General features: G+C 66.9%; 15 protein-coding genes. 7 read left to right on the forward strand and 8 right to left on the reverse strand.

Going from position 1 to position 16,810, the window contains the following annotated elements; translation table 11 throughout:
• Nucleotides 1–77: 77 nt before the first annotated feature.
• From ACP69V_RS03475 to ACP69V_RS03490, 4 genes are all read left to right on the forward strand, one after another.
• A complete protein-coding gene (locus ACP69V_RS03475) occupies nt 78–2,792 on the forward strand; it encodes a TonB-dependent receptor (RefSeq protein WP_426022658.1) in 2,715 nt (904 codons plus the stop codon).
• Nucleotides 2,793–2,857: 65 nt separating this feature from the next.
• Nucleotides 2,858–5,365: a glycoside hydrolase family 3 N-terminal domain-containing protein gene (locus ACP69V_RS03480; protein ID WP_426022659.1), complete on the forward strand. Its 2,508-nt coding sequence runs from the start codon at nt 2,858–2,860 to the stop codon at nt 5,363–5,365.
• 112 nt (nt 5,366–5,477) lie between these two features.
• Nucleotides 5,478–6,518, forward strand: a complete 1,041-nt coding sequence (locus ACP69V_RS03485; RefSeq protein WP_426022660.1) for a DNA adenine methylase — start codon at nt 5,478–5,480, stop codon at nt 6,516–6,518.
• A gap of 62 nt (nt 6,519–6,580) precedes the next feature.
• A complete protein-coding gene (locus ACP69V_RS03490) occupies nt 6,581–6,898 on the forward strand; it encodes a hypothetical protein (RefSeq protein WP_426022661.1) in 318 nt (105 codons plus the stop codon).
• 7 nt (nt 6,899–6,905) lie between these two features.
• On the opposite strand, the gene ACP69V_RS03495 is transcribed toward ACP69V_RS03490, so the two are convergent.
• The 7 genes from ACP69V_RS03495 to ACP69V_RS03525 all read right to left on the reverse strand — a co-directional run bounded on the left by ACP69V_RS03495 (nt 6,906) and on the right by ACP69V_RS03525 (nt 12,495).
• Complete coding sequence (locus ACP69V_RS03495; protein ID WP_426022662.1) at nt 6,906–7,547, reverse strand: ribonuclease HII; 642 nt, start codon at nt 7,545–7,547, stop codon at nt 6,906–6,908.
• Nucleotides 7,540–8,139: a DNA-3-methyladenine glycosylase I gene (locus ACP69V_RS03500; protein WP_426022663.1), complete on the reverse strand. Its 600-nt coding sequence runs from the start codon at nt 8,137–8,139 to the stop codon at nt 7,540–7,542. The genes ACP69V_RS03495 and ACP69V_RS03500 overlap by 8 nt, the downstream gene beginning before the upstream one ends.
• Nucleotides 8,140–8,631: 492 nt before the next feature.
• Entirely contained in the window at nt 8,632–9,390 is a 759-nt protein-coding gene (locus ACP69V_RS03505; protein ID WP_426022664.1) for a 3-oxoacyl-ACP reductase, read from the reverse strand.
• 10 nt (nt 9,391–9,400) lie between these two features.
• Complete coding sequence (locus tag ACP69V_RS03510) at nt 9,401–10,204, reverse strand: YgfZ/GcvT domain-containing protein (RefSeq protein WP_426022665.1); 804 nt, start codon at nt 10,202–10,204, stop codon at nt 9,401–9,403.
• Nucleotides 10,205–10,254: 50 nt separating this feature from the next.
• Complete coding sequence (locus ACP69V_RS03515) at nt 10,255–11,646, reverse strand: response regulator (protein WP_426022666.1); 1,392 nt, start codon at nt 11,644–11,646, stop codon at nt 10,255–10,257.
• A gap of 67 nt (nt 11,647–11,713) precedes the next feature.
• Complete coding sequence (locus ACP69V_RS03520) at nt 11,714–12,280, reverse strand: hypothetical protein (RefSeq protein ID WP_426022667.1); 567 nt, start codon at nt 12,278–12,280, stop codon at nt 11,714–11,716.
• The gene (locus ACP69V_RS03525; protein ID WP_346496237.1) at nt 12,277–12,495 is read right to left on the reverse strand and encodes a hypothetical protein; all 219 of its coding nucleotides are present in this window, start codon (nt 12,493–12,495) and stop codon (nt 12,277–12,279) included. Before ACP69V_RS03525 ends, ACP69V_RS03520 begins: the two co-directional genes overlap by 4 nt.
• An 85-nt stretch (nt 12,496–12,580) precedes the next feature.
• On the opposite strand from ACP69V_RS03525, the gene ACP69V_RS03530 reads away from it, so the two are divergent.
• From ACP69V_RS03530 to ACP69V_RS03540, 3 genes are all read left to right on the forward strand, one after another.
• The gene (locus ACP69V_RS03530) at nt 12,581–13,546 is read left to right on the forward strand and encodes a glycosyltransferase family 9 protein (RefSeq protein ID WP_426022668.1); all 966 of its coding nucleotides are present in this window, start codon (nt 12,581–12,583) and stop codon (nt 13,544–13,546) included.
• 223 nt (nt 13,547–13,769) lie between these two features.
• Nucleotides 13,770–15,101, forward strand: a complete 1,332-nt coding sequence (locus ACP69V_RS03535) for a dihydroorotase (protein ID WP_426022669.1) — start codon at nt 13,770–13,772, stop codon at nt 15,099–15,101.
• Nucleotides 15,102–15,246: 145 nt separating this feature from the next.
• The gene (locus ACP69V_RS03540; RefSeq protein ID WP_426022670.1) at nt 15,247–15,984 is read left to right on the forward strand and encodes a prephenate dehydrogenase/arogenate dehydrogenase family protein; all 738 of its coding nucleotides are present in this window, start codon (nt 15,247–15,249) and stop codon (nt 15,982–15,984) included.
• 108 nt (nt 15,985–16,092) lie between these two features.
• Here the strand turns inward: ACP69V_RS03540 and ACP69V_RS03545 are convergent, their stop codons facing one another.
• Nucleotides 16,093–16,764 carry a hypothetical protein gene (locus ACP69V_RS03545; RefSeq protein ID WP_426022671.1) on the reverse strand — a complete coding sequence of 224 codons (672 nt, stop codon included), beginning with the start codon at nt 16,762–16,764 and terminating at the stop codon, nt 16,093–16,095.
• Nucleotides 16,765–16,810 lie beyond the last annotated feature (46 nt).

Genomic DNA, 16,810 nt, shown 5'->3' on the forward strand with positions numbered 1-16,810 from the left:
TGGTGGGAAACAGGCGCGCCTCAAGCGCGTCGTCACGACGGCACCCTGAAAAAACAGGGGCCACGGGGAGGAAGATCATGATCCAGTTCAAACGCTCGCTTCTGCTTGGCTGCGCCTCATTGGCGATAACGACCGGGGCGGCGCACGCCCAGACGGCGCCCGAGACCACCGCTCCGACGACGGAGGAGGCGACCGAGCTCGGCGAGATCGTCGTCACGACCGAACGCCGCGCACAGAGCCTTCAGGACTATGCAGGCGTGGTGCAGTCCATCACGGGCGATGACTTGAGGGCCGTCGGGATCGACCAGATCGAGGATCTTCAGTCCGCCATTCCGGGCCTGTCGATCTCCAATCAGGAAGGTAACGTCCAGATCTATATCCGTGGCGTCGGCACGGCCAACAACACCGAGCTGGGCGACCCCTCGGCGGCGACCCATATCAACGGCGTCTATCTCCCTCGCCCACGCGGCGTCGGCGGCCTGTTCTTCGACCTTGCGCGCGTGGAAGTCGCAAAGGGTCCGCAAGGGACGCTGCGCGGTCGCAACGCCGTCGCCGGCACCTTGAACATCATTCCGAACATGCCGCACCTGGGCGTGACCGAAGGCTTCCTTCAAGGCGAAGTCGGCACGATGGACACCTACGGCTACGAAGGCGCCGTCAACGTTCCGATCGGCGACACTCAGGCGCTGCGCCTGGCGATCTACGGCGTCGATCGCGGCACTGCCTATGAGAACGTCGGCGATGACCAAAGCCTGAAGCCGACCGGCGAGCAGCAGCTCTTTTCGGCGCGCGCCACCTATCTGTACCAGCCGAACGATCGTTTCCGCCTGAGCCTGATGGGGGATTTTGAATCCGAGCGCGGCACGGGCTATCCCGCGACCAATGTCCGAAACGGCCTGGTCGGCGGCGGCACGCCCGACCAGCTCGAACTGCGCGAAGTTCTGTTCCGTGGTCCGCAAGGGCTGGTGGAAAACGACAACTGGGGGCTGGCGCTGAACGCCTCCTACGACTTCGGTCCCGCTGTGCTGGAATACACCGCCAGCCGCCGCAGCGTGGACTACTACCAAGTCAATGCCGCCAACGAAGGCGTGGTGCGGCCGGGTTACGGCGCAGGCGACGTCGATTACGACAACTTCGGCACCCAATACTGGCTGACCCTGTCGGAGTCGGACATTCACGAACTGCGGTTGACCTCGGCCCCGGACGCAGAGTTCGTCTGGTCCACGGGTCTGTTCTACTTCAAGGAAAGCCAGCAGGTCGGCTTCCTGTCCGTGGTCGACAAGGGACAGTTCTATTCGGGCACGGAGTTCACCTTCCCCGACGTCTCGTCCGACTCGCTGGCCGCCTATTTCGACGTCACCTATCCCGTCACCGATCAACTGCGGCTCAAGGGCGGATTCCGCTATACCGAGGAGAACAAGTCGCGTCGGGGCATTGGCGGCAACTGGTCGCTGGGTCTGGGGTCCGAGGCGTTCAACTGCTGCTTCAACACCCGGCTGGGGACGGAGGGTTTCCGCCCGATCTTCACCGGACGCGACAGCTATGCCCCGCCGGCTCCCGGCGACAACGCGGCGGCCGCCCAGTACTTCCTGGGGGCGTTCTCGCCCGGCGCGCGCGACACCTTCCTCGATCAGATTGCGGGCGTCGCCGACGGATCGCGTCCGAACGGCACCTGCGTCGATCGACCGGACACCCAACCGGCTGGCGGCGGTCAGGTCTGTCCGGCGAATGGCCAGCACAGCTTCTTCCAGATATCGGCTCCGGGTGAACAGGTCGGCTCATACGAGGACACCTTCACCGACTATCGCGTCGGGTTCGAATACGACCTGACCAAGGACAACCTGTTCTACGGGACCATTTCGACGGGTCACAAGTCTGGCGGGTTCAACGACACCATCGTCGTCAATGGCGTCTCCACGGCCCCGACCTTTGCGCCAGAATCGGTCACCCTGTTCGAGCTGGGCTCGAAGAACACCTTCCGCCCCGCCAGTGGCCGGATTGACGTCAACGCCAACGTCTTCTTCTATGACTACGCCGATCAGGTCTTCCAGACGCTGGTTTCCCTGGGGACGGGACCCGATGGCGCCAGCGCCGGCTTCTCGCAGCAGAACATCAACGTCGCCCAGTCCACCATCAAGGGTTTCGAACTCGAAACCCGCTTCGACCTGCCGTTCGGCATGCGACTGGACCTCATCGGCTCCTACATCGACGCCCAGGCGGATGACGGCGCCCTGACGGATACGCGCGGCACCGACTACGGCGATGGTACGCCGAACTTCAACATCGACATCGGCGGCAACGACCTGCCCAACGTCTCCAAGGTAAATCTCAACGCCCATCTGCAGCAGACGGTCGATCTGTTCGGCGGCCGCGCCGATTTCCACCTGTTGGCCAACTATCGCTCGTCCTATTATCTCAACATCTACAACGAACTGCCGGTAATCCAGTTTACGGCGCGGCCGGGTGATGCGGCGGGGCAGGCGGCCTATGACGCGTTCAAGGCCTCGGTGGCGGGGACGACGATCGACCCAACCGCCCCGCTGAACAGTCCCTTCCTGCGCAGCACCGGAGCCCGCGACGGGGGCTTCTGGGGACGGCAAGAGGGCTATGTCACGGTGAACCTGGGCGCAGGCTGGGAACCCTCCAGCGGGCGTTACCGGATCGAGGGCTACGTCAACAACCTGTTCGACGAAACGGTCGTCGAAAAGCAGTTGGTGTCGGATCAGGTCGTCAATGTGCTGTTCCTGAACCAGGCCCGGACGATGGGTGTCCGTCTTCGCGCCAACTTCTGATCTCCCCGACCCTTGACGGCGCGGCCATCCGGCTGCGCCGTCCTTCTTTTGTATCGAGGCCGAACATGTCCGTGTCCCGTCAAGCGCTCCTGTGCGCCGCTGCCCTGGCGCTCGTCATGGGGGGCTGCGCCTCTCTCGCCGAACCGGTCGCATCGGCGCAGACCCCCTCTGCGGTCGCCAATCCGTCGGTCTGGCCCAAGGCCGCCAGCCCGACGGTCATCACGGACGCCCGCACCGAAGCGATGGTCGACCAACTGCTGGCCCGCATGACGGTGGAGGAGAAGGTCGGCCAACTGATCCAGGCCGACATCGGCTCCATCTCGCCCGCCGATCTGGCTCAGTATCCGATCGGCTCCATACTGGCCGGCGGCAACTCCGCCCCGGCAGGGAACGATCGGGCGCCGTTGGCGGACTGGGTCGCCCTGTCGCGGGCCTTCCGCGAGGCCGCCGCCAGCCGTCCGGGGGCGGCGGTCCCGCTGATGTTCGGCATCGACGCCGTGCACGGCCACAACAACATCGTCGGTGCGACCCTGTTTCCGCACAACATCGGCCTGGGTGCGGCGCGCGATCCGGGCCTGATCGAGCGGATCGGGGCTGCGACAGCCCAGGAAGTCGCGGTGTCCGGCGCGGACTGGACGTTCGGCCCCACCCTGGCGGTGCCCCGCAACGACCGGTGGGGCCGGGCCTACGAAGGTTATGGTGAGAACCCAGAGATCGTTTCCAGCTACGCTGGGCCGATGACACGGGGTCTTCAGGGCGTGCTGGCCGAGGGGCGCCCACTGGCGCCCGATCGCATCTCGGGTTCAGCCAAGCATTTCCTGGCGGACGGAGGCACGGCGAACGGCGTGGATCAGGGTGATGCGGTGATTTCCGAGGCGGAGCTGATCGCCGTCCATGCCCAAGGCTATGTGCCCGCCATCAATGAAGGGGTCCTGACGGTGATGGCGTCCTTCTCCAGTTGGAACGGGGTCAAGATCACCGGCAACCGCTCGCTGCTGACGGACGTGCTGAAAGAGCGGATGGGCTTCGAGGGCTTCGTCGTCGGCGATTGGAACGCCCACGGGCAGATCCCGGGGTGCAGCAACGAAAGCTGCGCCGAGGCGATCAACGCGGGGCTCGACATGTTCATGGCGCCCGACAGCTGGCGCGGTCTCTATGTCAACACGCTCGCCCAGGCGAAGGCCGGCGAGATTTCCGCAGCCCGGCTGGACGACGCCGTCCGCCGCATTCTGAGGGTCAAATACAAGCTCGGGGTCTTTGATCGCGACCGTTCGATCGAGGGCCGTACGGACATCCTGGGATCGGCCGATCACCGCGCCCTGGCGCGTGAAGCGGTGCGCAAGTCGCTGGTGCTGATCAAGAATGAAGGCGTCCTGCCGATCCGGCCGGGCGCGCGCGTTCTGGTGGCGGGCCAGGCGGCGGATTCCATCGGCCAAGCGTCGGGCGGATGGACCGTCAGCTGGCAGGGAACCGACACGACCAACGCCGACTTCCCCGGCGGAACGTCGATCTGGAAGGGCCTGGAGTCCGCAGTCACGGACGCGGGCGGCACGGCCGAACTCAGCGCCGGCGGCGCCTATCAGACCCGACCGGATGTCGCCATCGTGGTGTTCGGCGAGACACCCTATGCGGAGTTCCAGGGCGATCTCGAAACGCTGGACTTCGCCCCCACGGAGCCGCTGGAGCTGCTGCGCCGCTACAAGGCCGCAGGCATTCCGACCGTGTCGGTGTTCCTGAGCGGTCGTCCGCTGTGGACCAATCCGGAGATCAACGCCTCGGACGCTTTCGTCGCGGCCTGGCTGCCCGGCACGGAAGGGGCGGGGATCGCCGATGTCCTGGTTGCGGGCATGGACGGCAAGGCCAGGTCCGACTTCACCGGACGCCTGTCCTTCTCGTGGCCACGCAGCGCCGGGCAGGACGTGCTGAACGTGGGCGACGCGGATTATGCGCCTCAGTTCGCCTATGGCTATGGCCTCAGCTACGCGACGCCAGCTTCCGTCGCCTCGCTGTCCGAAGATCCCGGCGTCAGCGTCGCGCGCGTCAATCTGGACAGCTATTTCGCCGACGGCCGCGTCCAGGCCCCCTGGTCGCTGATGCTGCGCGACGAGGGCGGCGACAGCCGGGTCGGCACGGTCCTGGCCGGCGCCAGTCCTCGCAGCGCCGTCACGGTGCGCCCCACCGATGGCGCAGCGCAGGAGAGCGCCATGGCCCTGACCTTCACCGGTCCGGCGGAAGCCCTGATCGCCGGTCCGCACGTCGATCTGTCGCGACAACGCAACGGCGATATGGTGCTGGCCTTCTCTGTTCGGCTTGCTGCCGTGCCGACCGGCCCGGTCGAGCTGGGCTTCGGGCGACAGCGCATGGACATCGCGCCCATGCTCGCGGACGCCCAGCCTAATGTCTGGCTGCCTGTTCGGATCAGGCTGGCGTGTTTTGACGGTGAACAAGCAGGCGTATCCGCCATCGAGACGCCCTTCTCTCTGCGCTCGACCGAGCCGCTGGCGATCTCCGTCGCCGACGTCGGCCTGACCAGCAACGATGGATTGAGCGGCTGCCGACTAGGCGCGGACTGAGACGTCTCGTGCTGCCGTCAGGAGGAATAGGCGTTCGGTCGCCCCCGCCTTCCAGCCGCTCTAGCCCTTAGCCGCTGTAGGGCTATGGTGCGAGGATGAGTCGGGCCGCGTCATGATCAAATACATCGGCTCCAAGCGCGCCTTGCTGGGCCATGTGACGGGCGCCGTGGCCGGCGTCCTGCCCCAGGGCGGGCGGGTGTGCGATCTGTTCTCGGGTACGGCGCGGGTCGGCCACGCCTTGAAGAAGCAGGGGTTTCAGGTGTGGTCGAACGACTACAACGCCTATGCCCACGCCCTGGCGACCGCCTATGTCCAGGCGGATCGGGAGCGGTGGATCGACCGGGTCGAGACGGTGCTGGCCGAGCTGCGGACGGTGACGCCGCAGGCCGGATGGTTCACCCAGGCCTTTTGCCAGGACGCCCGCTACTTCCACCCCGACAACGGCGCGCGCATCGACGCCATGCGCGACCGGATCGAGGCCATGGAGCTGGAGCCGGAACTGAAGGCCATCGTCCTGGTCAGCCTGATGGAGGCGGCGGATCGGGTGGATTCCACCGCCGGGGTTCAGATGGCCTATATGAAGCAATGGGCGCCCAGGGCGCTGAAGACGCTGGAGCTGCGCACGCCGGACATGGTCGCGGCGGTGGACGGCGGGCTGTGCCGGGCGACCCAGGGCGATGCCATCGAGATCGCCGAACAGGTCGAGGCGGACCTGGTCTATCTGGACCCGCCCTACAACCAGCATTCCTATCTGGCCAACTATCACTGCTGGGAGAGCCTGGTGCTGTGGGACCGGCCCGAGACCTATGGGATCGCCAACAAGCGGGTGGATGTCAGGACGCGCAAGAGCGCCTTTAACAGTCGGCCCGGTATTGGCCCGGCGCTGCGCAGCGTGATCGAGCGGGTCAATGCGCCCAATCTGATCGTCAGCTTCAACGACGAGGGCTATCTGAGCCGGGCCGAACTGGTCGAGATGCTGTCGGCGCGAGGCCATGTCCAGGTGCTGGAGGTGGCGCACCCGCGATACGTCGGCGCCCGGATCGGCATCCATAATCCCAAGGGCGAAAAGGTCGGGACGGTCGGGCGGCTGAGGAACGTCGAACACCTGTTCGTGGTCACGGACCGTCCGGTCGAACTGCCTGTGGCCGCATAAGCGCAGCGAAAACAACAGTCGCAAGTTGCGGAACGCGAATCGCGGCGTGTCGTTGTGGATGTATGCAACCGCACACCCACAGCTCTCCGAACACCGACCGCGCCGACGACTACCGCATCCGGCCGGCGGCGGAGCCGCATTCGTGGGCGCCGCGTGTCGCCAAAGCCGACTGGGGCTGGGATGCGCCGGCCGCCGATGCAAGGCCGACATTCACGCACAACGCCGCCCGCTACAGCCGCCCGGCGGAGGCGACGCAGCCGGTGGAGCACGTCGATGTTGAGCCCGAGCTGACCCCGCCGCCGCGCTGGATGATGGCCATCGCCGGCGCCGCCGTGGCGGCCCTGATGGGCGCGCTGCTGGGCGGGTTCATGCATATCTAAAACGGCTTCAGGCGTCCTGAAGCAGGGCCTTGATCGGGGACCAGCTGCGCCGATGGGCGGGGCAGGGCCCCAATGTTTTCAAGGCGTTCTGGTGGATCGGCGCATTATAGCCCTTGTGGCTGGCGAAGCCGTAGCCGGGATACTGCGCGTCCAGATCGATCATCAGCCGATCCCGCGCCGTCTTGGCCAGGATCGACGCTGCCGCGATGGATAGCGAAAGGCCGTCGCCGCCGACCACAGTCTGCACGTCGCACGGCAGTTTGAAACGATAGTTGCCGTCGACCAGGGCGGCGACCGGCTGGACCTGCAGCGCCTCGATGGCGCGGCACATGGCCAGGCCGGTGGCGTGCAGGATGTTCAGATCCTCGATCTCCTCCACCGAGGCGAAGCCGACGCCCCAGGCGATGGCGCGGGCCTTGATCTCGGGCTCCAGCGCGGCGCGGCGCTTTTCGGTCAGGGCCTTGGAATCGTCGATGCCGGGCGGCAGGTCATCGGGGTTCAGGATCACCGCCGCCGCCGAGACGGGGCCGGCCCAGGGACCGCGCCCGGCCTCGTCCACGCCGCAGACGTGACCGTTGACGCGCTGGATCAGCAGCGTCTCCAGCACGAGGGTCGGGAAGGCCTTGGGGTTGGCGGGGGCTCTAGCCATGGCCCGCCATCGCACGAACCTGGGCATGACGGAAGCAGGTCGTCTGGTGATCGTTGACCATGCCCACCGCCTGCATGAAGGCATAGACGATCACCGGGCCGCAGAAGTTGAAGCCGCGTTTCTTCAGGGCCTTGGCCATGGCGACGGACTGTTCGGTCTGGGTCGGGGCCTGGCGGAAGTCGGCGTGGGTCGTCTGGATCGTGTCGCCGTCGACGAAGGACCAGAGCCAGGCGGAGAAGTCCTCGTTGTTATCGCGCATCTCCAGCCAGATCTGGGCGCCCCGGATGGCGGCGTTAATCTTGGCGCGCGAGCGGATGATGCGAGGATCGTTCAGCAGGCGCTGGATGTCGTCCTCGCCATAGCGGGCGACGATCTCGGGGTCGAACCCGTCGAAGGCGTCGCGAATGCTCTCGCGCTTTCTGAGGATGGTGATCCAGGCGAGGCCAGCCTGGAAGCCGTCGAGGACCAGCTTCTCCCAAAGGGCGCGCGGATCGCGTTCGGGCACGCCCCATTCGGTGTCGTGATAGGCGATGTAGAGCGGGTCGGTGGTCCCGCACCAGCCGCAGCGGCCCGAGGCGTGTGAGTCGGTCATGGCGGGAGGTTGCCAGTCTGTTCCGGTGAGGGGAAGGGCGGGTTTTCAGACTCGGCGGCGGAAAAACACCGTCTGAATAATCTGAAATGGGTGGTGGGGCGGAATTGCACTGCACCTGCGAAAACAGTGCAAAGTGCAAGACAGTGCAATTTGGCGGGGCGAAGTTGGACTGCAAAAAAACAGTCCAACGAGTCCAACGAGTCCAAGTTTTCACCTCCTCCGGCCCTAAACCCGCGCATTGTAAGGGCGGTTGGAGGAGTGGTTGGTCGATTGACGCTGGTGGTTAGTAAGGCCCTGAAATCTGAAGAAATGTACTGAGCAAATAGGATGGAGACCGTCTCCTCCCCATGAAATGGGGAGGGGGACCGCAAAGCGGTGGAGGGGCTCTTGAAGTCCCACGGGCGGAGGTGATGTGGTGAAGAACCCCTCCGTCACGGCGCGAAGGCGCGCCGCGCCACCTCCCCGCAAAGCGGGGAGGAGACGGTCGTCATTTCAGTCCCGCACCAATCCCCCGTCCACCACCAAATTCTGACCCGTCACGGCGCGGCTCCACGGGGAGGCGAAGAAGAGGACGGCGTCGGCGAATTCGTCGGGGGTGGTGACGGTGCGGAGCGGCGTCATGCCGGCGATGAGGTCAAAGACGGCCTCGGGCGTGGCGGCGCTGGCGTCGGTGGTGCGCAGAAGGCCGCCCGAGACCATGTTGACGGTGATCCCGTCGGGGCCCAGGTCGCCGGCGGCGGTGCGGGTCAGCGACAGCAGGGCGGCCTTGGCGGCGGTGTAGTCGTGATAGGGCACGACCGGATTCTGGAACAGGTTGGTGCCGATGTTGACGACGCGGCCGAACCGGGCCGCCGCCATGCCGGGGGCGGTCGCCTGGATGACGTTCAGGGCGCCGTGGACGACGGTCGAGAACTGGCGCGCCAGTTCGTCCCAGCCGATGTCTGTCATCTGCGACCGGGCGTCGCCGTTGAAGCTGTAGTCCAGGGCGTTGTTGACCACGGTGGTGACGGGCGCGCCGAAATGGCCTTGCGCGGCGGCGACCATGGCGTCCACGGCGGCGCGGTCGGTCACGTCGGCCTGGAGCGCGACGGCGCGGTCGCCGATCTGGGCGGCCAGGGCGGTCGCGGCGTCCTCGCTGGCCCGCCAGTTGATGATTACGCGGGCGCCTTCGTTGGCGAAGGCGCGCACGCAGGCGGCGCCGACGCCGCGCGCGCCGCCGGTGATGAGGACGATCTGGTCGGCGATCTTCATGGCTGGGGACTCAAAGCTGGGAGGAGGGAAGCACGTCCTCGCCCATCCAGGCGGGTTTGCGCAAGCGCACAGGGCGGCCGTCCACGGTCAGATCGCCGTCGAGCCGGTCGATCCGCAGCAGGGCCATGGCGGAACCGTCGCGACCGGACAGGATCTCGCCCGCACGCAGTTCGCCCTTCAGCACCTCGGCGCCGAAGGCGGGGGGCGGGCCGTCGAAGTCGAGCGGCAGCATCCGGTTCTTGATCGTTCCCCGTCGTTTCATGCGCGAGGTTGTCTCCTGGCCGACGAAACAGCCCTTCTGGAAGTCGATGCCGTTCAGCAGGTCGAAGTCGGCCTCGATCGGATAAGTCTTGTCCTGGGGCGCGTCGGCGGTCGGGTCGGGCAGGCCGACGGACAGGCGGTGGGCGTCGTAGTCGGCCTGGGTCGCGTCTGGCGTCGCCTCGCCAAAGAGACGGCCGCCCATCAGCGGGGTGCGCGGGTCAAGGATGAAGCCCGCAGGCGCGTCCGGCCAGGCGGCGAAGACGGCGCGGTTGTCGGCGGCGACCTGGACCTTGGCGCGGAGCTTGTACATCGACAGGCGCTGGAGCAGGGTGTCGCGGCGCTCAGTCGCGACATCCAGCAGGACGCCGTCCGCCTGGCCCAGGATGAACAGGTCGAACAGCAGCCGGCCGGGCGGCGACAAAAGGGCGCCGAAACGCAGTTCGCTCTCCGCCAGCGTCTCCACATCCTGGGTCAGCAGATTGTGCAGGAAGGGTTTGGCGTCCTCGCCCGTAACGGAGATCAGGGCGCGGCTGTCGAGACGGGCGATGGGCATGGCCGCAAGATAGGGCGCGGGCGGCGGGTCCAGAAGACGCCACGCTGAATTTAGGCGACGGCGGCGGCCTCTGGATCGGACAGGGGATCGAAGTTGCGCCAGTCGCTGGCGCCCCAGGCCGTGACGCGGGTGACCAGATCGACGATGTTCATCGGCTTGGCGATACAGTCGTCCATGCCGGCCTCTTCGTACTGGATCAGCTGTTCCGGCAGGGTGTTGGCGGTCAGGGCCAGGATCGGCGTGCGGCCGACCAGACCCGGCAGGGCGCGGATGGCGCGGGTCGCATCGACGCCGTCCATCACCGGCATCTGGATATCCATCAGGATCACGTCCCAGTCGCCGCCGCGGGCCGCCTCGACCCCTTGCGCGCCGTCGTTGGCGGTGGCGCAGACGATGCCTTGGGCGGACATCACCGCCATGACGAGGGCGCGGTTGCTGTCATGATCGTCGACATAGAGGACGCGCAGGACGCCGGCGCCGTCTTCGTTCGCGGCCGTCGTGGTCGCCGCGCCGGGGTCCAGACATGGGTCTGCAGAGGCCTCGTCCGCCGACAGGTCGATCATGTCGTTGACGACGGACAACAGGCGCTGGCCCGCGCCGTTGATCCGGGCGGCGTGATCGGCGTGTTCCTGTGCCAGGCCGGCCTTGGACAACAGGTCCGAGAAGCCGATCACCGAATTCAGCGGCGTGCGCAGTTCGTGCGACATGTCGGTCAGGAACCGCTGACGGGCCTCGGCCATGGCGGTCTTCTGTTCGGCGGCGGCGCGGGCCTGTTCGGCCTGGACGCGTTCGGTCACGTCGATCTCGGTCAGCATGACGCCGAGCTGGCCCGTGACCGGGTCGATGACCGGGCGGATGTCCAGATGATGCCAGCGTGGTCCTTCGCGCGTGACGATCTCGCACACGTCGGCCGCCAGGTCGCCGGACAGGGCGGCCGCCAGCATGGGCTGGGCGCGCTCGGACTGGGCGAACCGGGCCTCGAAGGGATGGGTGGACGACCCATAGGCCGCGAAGGCCGCCGGGTTGGAGAACAGCGGGCGCCCTTCGCCGTCGAACAGGGTGATCAGGGTGGAGGTGTGGCGCAGGGCCTCGACTGCGCGACGTTCCTCGCTTTCGACCTCGATCGGGGCGGCCTCGAACAGCAGGACCGGCGTGCCGTCGTCCAGCCAGTGGGTCGAGATGATCGCCGTCACCGTCAGCGGCCGGCCGTTTGGATAGAAGGTCCAGTGTTCGGACAGGGTCTCGCCGTTGGCCGTCTCGCGCGCCAGGCGTTCGGTGCGGGCCAGGACGGCGGGGGACATCTGGCTGAAGTCGCGGGCCAGGAGGGCGTCGAGGCTGTCGGAGCCCCAGAGCTCCAGGGCGGCGGCGTTCGCATAGACGCCGCGCAGGGCGGACGGATCGAACATCCAGATCGGGCGTCGCAGCGCGTCCCAGGCCTGCATTTCCGGCGTATCTCTCAAAGCGGCGGCGTTACAGATTTCGGAATAACGGCAAGGACTTAAGCTTCGACTAAGCGGGCGGGCCATCCTGGGTTGTCACGGCGTATCGCGCCACGACGCCGTCGGGCTGGAAATCATGCTCGGCCAGGGTGTCCAGCGAGCGCAGGACGCGGGCCAGGAAGGCGGCGGGATCGCCGTCCTCGATCGCCGGGCGCAGCCAGTCGGTGACGACGGCGCGGGCCGGATAGGTTCCGACCGGGCCGGGTATGCTGAGGGCGACCTCGATCCCCTCGGCGATCCAGCCGGCGACGGTCATGAAGAACTCTGGCGAGGCCAGGAAGTCCGAACGGCGCAGGACATACAGGGTGATGATCCCGTCCTCGACCCCGTCGGGGCGGACGATGACGCCGCTGAGGTCCGGTCGCCAGTCGTCCGACAGCTCGACCACGCGCCACAGGCAGAACCAGATGCGGCAGGTCTGGGGCCGTATCGCGTGGACCGAACAGCCGGCGCCGTCGACGCAATAGGCGCAAAGTTCGCCGGTCGGCTTGGCCAGTTCCGGCAGGTCCAGCGGAATGACCCGGCAGCATTCGACGCAACCGCCGCAGGTCCGGCCGGGAAGGAGGGGGAGGCTCACCCGGCGGTTCGCTCCAACTGGGCGATGCGGCGGTCCATGTCGGCGACGACGGCTTCCAGCCGGGCCTTTTCGGAGGCCATGTCGATGGGCGTGCCGTCTTCGTAGGAAATGGTCGCGCCCTTGGCGATCAGGTCCAGCCGATAGATGGCCGTGACGCGCTGGGCCTTGAAGCGTTCGAGGGCGGCGGCGGCTGCTGGATCGGGCGTCTGGATCATGGCGCGGCTTTAACCTATCGCGCCTGCCTGTGGAAACCTGCGTTTGACGCTGAACCGCCGATAGAATCCCTGTATCCGTCAACGGATGATCGGGCGGTTTCCCATCCTGTATATCGCCGAGGCGGACGCCGAGGACGCCGTGCTGTCCTCGGGCGTGCTGGCGCATCTGGTCGAGAGCCTGCCGGATGCGACCTTCACCATCGTGGGATCTGCCGCCAGCGCGCCGCTGTTCGCCGACACGCCGCGCCTGACGAAGCTGATCGTGCTGGAGCGCGAGGGCCATTTCGAGTGGATCGCCCTGTGGAACCAGGTGCGCGGGACCAAATGGGGCCTGGTCGTGGACATGCGCGGCTCGGACCTGTCGGGCAAGCTGAGGCGGCACAAGCGGGCGGTGCGGGGCAAGGATGCGCCGGGCCTTCATGCGGTGGAGGCGGCGGCGGCGGTGCTGAAGCTGGAGCCGGAGGAGGTTCCGGGGCCGAAGCTGTTCGTGTCCGACGAGACGATGGCTCAGGTTCAGGCGCTGATCCCGGCGACGGGCGGAGACGGGCCGATCCTGGCGGTCGGGCCGGGCGTGGAGTGGATGGGCAAGCGCTGGCCGGCTGAACGCTATGCCAAGGTGGCGGCCAAGCTGCTGGCCGACGACGGGCCGCTGGCGGGCGGGCGGCTGATGATCGTGGGCGAGGAGATCGACCGCGAGGCGGCGCACACCATCCGCTACGCCGTGCCGCGCGCGCGGGTGATCGAGCTGCAGGGCAAGTTGACCCGGCTTCAGACAGTCGCGGCCCTGTCGAAATCGGCGCTGTACGTCGGGGCGGATTCGATCTGGACCCATCTGGCGACGGCCTCGGGCGCGCCGGTGGTGGCGGTGTTCGGCCCGTCGGACGAGACGACGCGCGGGCCGTGGAAGGGCGAGGCCGTGCGCGGGCCACGCAGCTATGAAGAGTTCAAGACGCTGGATCCGCGCCTGAATCAGGCGATCCAGCATATGATGGATCTGCCGTGGGAACGGGTGCTGAAGGTGGCGACGCGGATGTTGAAGGCGCGGAGCTGAACCCGATCTCCCTCCCCGTTCGGGGAGGGTGGCCGCGAAGCGGCCGGGTGGGGGCGGCGAGCAACCCTGCGACAGACCTGTGCCGTTTCGCCTTGCCCTCCCCACCCGGTCTCGCCTGCGGCTCGACCACCCTCCCCGAACGGGGAGGGAGAGTGTTTAGCGGCCTTCATGATCGGCGCGGCATCCGCTAGAACCTGGGCGACCAGCCGCAGGAGCCCGCCCCATGACCCAGACCTATGACCTGATCGTCCGTGGCGGCGAGGTGGCGAACCATGCGGGGCGCGGCCCCGCCGACGTCGGGGTGATCGACGGCAAGATCGCCTTCATCGGCGACCTGTCCCAGGCCTCGGCCGGCGAGACCTTCGACGCGACGGGCCTGACCGTCCTGCCCGGCGTCATCGACACCCAAGTCCATTTCCGCGAACCCGGCCTGGAGTGGAAGGAAGACCTGGAGACCGGCTCGCGCGCGGCGGCCCTGGGCGGGGTCGTCGCCGTGTTCGAGATGCCGAACACCAATCCCAACACCACCGACCCGGACACCATGGCCGACAAGCTGGCGCGGGCGAAGGACCGGATGTGGACCGACCACGCCTTCTACGTCGGCGGCACGCACGAGAACGCCGACTATCTGGGCGAGCTGGAACGGCTGCCCGGCTGTTGCGGGGTCAAGGTCTTCATGGGCGCCTCGACCGGCGACCTGCTGATCGCCGACGACGAGGGGGTGCGCAAGGTTCTGTCGAACGTGCGCCGCCGCGCCACCTTCCACTCCGAGGACGAATACCGGTTGGTCGAACGGCGGGGCCTGGCCCGCACCGGCGACTGGACCAGCCATCCGGAGGTCCGCGACGCCGAGAGCGCCATCCGCTCGACCCGTCGCCTGGTCGGCCTGGCCCAGGAGACGGGCGCCCGCATCCACGTGCTGCACGTCACGACCAAGGACGAGATGGAATATCTGCGCTTCCACAAGGATGTCGCCACCGTCGAGATCACCCCCCAGCACCTGACCCTGGTCGGGCCCGAGGCCTATGAGCGGCTGGGCAGCTACGCCCAGATGAACCCGCCGATCCGGTCGCAGGAGCATGTGGACGCCCTGTGGCTGTGGGGCATGCAGCAGGGCGTCGCCGATGTCCTGGGGTCCGACCACGCGCCGCACACCAAGGAAGAAAAGGCCAAACCCTATCCGGCCTCGCCGTCCGGCATGCCGGGGGTGCAGACCCTGGTGCCGCTGATGCTGACGCATGTCGCCAATGGGCGGCTCAGCCTGGAGCGGTTCATCGACCTGACCTCGGCGGGCGCGCAGCGGGTGTTCGGCACGGCGAACAAGGGGCGGATGGCCGTCAGCTATGACGCCGACCTGACCATCGTCGATCTGAAGGCCAAGCGGACGATCACGCACGACCAGCAGGCGACGCGCTGCGGCTGGACCCCGTTCGACGGCGTCGAGGCGACCGGCTGGCCGATGGCGACCATCGTGCGCGGCCGGGTGGTGATGCAGGACGGCGAACTGATCGGCTCGGCGCACGGGCGGCCGGTGCGGTTCATGGAGACGCTGTGAGGCAGCCCTCCACACAATCCGTCACCCTCGGGCTCGTCCCGAGGGCCCACCGTTCCGCGCACACGGTGACAGAGGGTGACGCGCCGTCGCCTCCGCGTCGCTGTTCGGGGGACATCCGCCGTAGGCCCTCGGGACAAGCCCGAGGGTGACGGTCGTTAGGGAAAAGCTCGGCCTTATCGGCTTCGGCGCCTTCGGGCGTCTGACGGCGCGGCATCTGTCGCCCTGGTTCGACATCCTCGCCCATGATCCGGCGGCGACGGACGCAGAGGGCGTCGCGATCCTGACCGACCTGGCGACCGCCGCCGGCTGTCCGACGGTGGTGCTGGCCGTGCCGGTCGAGGCGCTGGAGGCGACGCTGATCGCCATCGGGCCGCATCTGACGCCCAACGCCCTGATCATCGACGTGGGCTCGGTGAAGGTGAAGCCGGCGCAGGCGATGGACGCCCTGCTGCCGCCGGGCGTGCGCATCGTCGGAACACACCCGCTGTTCGGCCCGCAAAGCGGCAAGGACGGCATCGCGGGCCTGCGCATCGCCATCTGCGAGGTGCGGGGCAACAGGGACGCCCGCCGAGTCGCCGCCTTCTGCCGCCGGGCGCTGGGGCTGAAGGTCTTTTCAGTCAGTCCCGAGGATCACGACCGCGAGGCCGCCACGGTCCAGGGCCTGACCCACCTGATCGCCCGCGTCCTGATGGCCATGGAGCCACTGCCCACGCGCATGACCACCGCCAGCTTCGACCGGCTGATGCAGGCCGTCGACATGGTCCGCCACGACAGCCCCGCCGTCTTCCGCGCCATCGAACGCGACAACCCCTTTGCGGCCGAGGTGCGGGAGCGGTTCTTCGCCCTGGCGGATGAGGCGCGGGGCGTGGCGGGGGAGGGGTAGGGCGGACACCTCTTTTTATGAACTAGGCCAGATGACCAAATTCAACGCCTAGCAGCACTCCGGAATGTCAGCAGTACATAGGTGGTGGGGTCACGCTGTCTCGATTTGTCACTCTGTGGGTTCGACCGTTTGCTTCGCAGTTGACGTATCCATCTCTAGATAAGCCCTAGGCTCCGGCGTAATCCAGTTCAGGCCTGCAATGCTTGCGTTTGCCGTGGTGTACACGCCCTCGTGGATAAAGAGAGTCACATTGAAGAAGTGGCAGTTCACAAAGCGGCAGTTAAAAAATCCAGTCGCAGTTTGCGGTTGAGCTCCATCTGCCGTCGCTACGGCATCACACTTGCTGAAGGTGTTGCCGTGGAGAACGCCGCCGCCGGTAGCGGCCAAGACAATATTCGCCGGGCCGATCAGTTCGCAGTTGTCGAACGTCTTATCAGTAATCGGTCCGCCCATCGGAGGGGTGAGATCTGCGATAGACAAGCGCTTTCTTTCGAACAACCTGTCGAGCGGATTGACTCGATCGCCGTCGCGATAGAAGCGATCCCGTACCGCTGCAGCGACCAGACCTTCGCGGGTCGCGGCGAGAAGCCGGGCAATAACTGCAAACAGTAGTGTGCCTGCCAATCCAGCGGCAACCGATGAAACGGGCTGATACCTACCAAACAGTGATGTTGCCTGGAGCGCCCAAGCTGGCACACCGAAGCTGAGCACATAGCCCACCACAAGTGTGATTGACCCCAGGCTTTGCCAGAACCAATTCACAATCTTCCAGCTGCGCATTTTCTACCCTTCGACCGCGATCTTGTTCGTCACCATGTCGCGGAGG

The organism is Brevundimonas sp. PWP3-1b1, from assembly GCF_049896065.1.
Taxonomy (GTDB): Bacteria; Pseudomonadota; Alphaproteobacteria; order Caulobacterales; family Caulobacteraceae; genus Brevundimonas; species Brevundimonas intermedia_B.

Coding starts and splice junctions, on each gene's coding strand:
- ACP69V_RS03475 (WP_426022658.1), top strand. CDS start 78: ATGATCCAGTTCAAACGCTCGCTTCTGCTTGGCTGCGCCTCATTGGCG.
- ACP69V_RS03480 (WP_426022659.1), top strand. CDS start 2,858: ATGTCCGTGTCCCGTCAAGCGCTCCTGTGCGCCGCTGCCCTGGCGCTC.
- ACP69V_RS03485 (WP_426022660.1), top strand. CDS start 5,478: ATGATCAAATACATCGGCTCCAAGCGCGCCTTGCTGGGCCATGTGACG.
- ACP69V_RS03490 (WP_426022661.1), top strand. CDS start 6,581: ATGCAACCGCACACCCACAGCTCTCCGAACACCGACCGCGCCGACGAC.
- ACP69V_RS03495 (WP_426022662.1), bottom strand. CDS start 7,547: ATGGCTAGAGCCCCCGCCAACCCCAAGGCCTTCCCGACCCTCGTGCTG.
- ACP69V_RS03500 (WP_426022663.1), bottom strand. CDS start 8,139: ATGACCGACTCACACGCCTCGGGCCGCTGCGGCTGGTGCGGGACCACC.
- ACP69V_RS03505 (WP_426022664.1), bottom strand. CDS start 9,390: ATGAAGATCGCCGACCAGATCGTCCTCATCACCGGCGGCGCGCGCGGC.
- ACP69V_RS03510 (WP_426022665.1), bottom strand. CDS start 10,204: ATGCCCATCGCCCGTCTCGACAGCCGCGCCCTGATCTCCGTTACGGGC.
- ACP69V_RS03515 (WP_426022666.1), bottom strand. CDS start 11,646: ATGCAGGCCTGGGACGCGCTGCGACGCCCGATCTGGATGTTCGATCCG.
- ACP69V_RS03525 (WP_346496237.1), bottom strand. CDS start 12,495: ATGATCCAGACGCCCGATCCAGCAGCCGCCGCCGCCCTCGAACGCTTC.
- ACP69V_RS03530 (WP_426022668.1), top strand. CDS start 12,581: ATGATCGGGCGGTTTCCCATCCTGTATATCGCCGAGGCGGACGCCGAG.
- ACP69V_RS03535 (WP_426022669.1), top strand. CDS start 13,770: ATGACCCAGACCTATGACCTGATCGTCCGTGGCGGCGAGGTGGCGAAC.
- ACP69V_RS03545 (WP_426022671.1), bottom strand. CDS start 16,764: ATGCGCAGCTGGAAGATTGTGAATTGGTTCTGGCAAAGCCTGGGGTCA.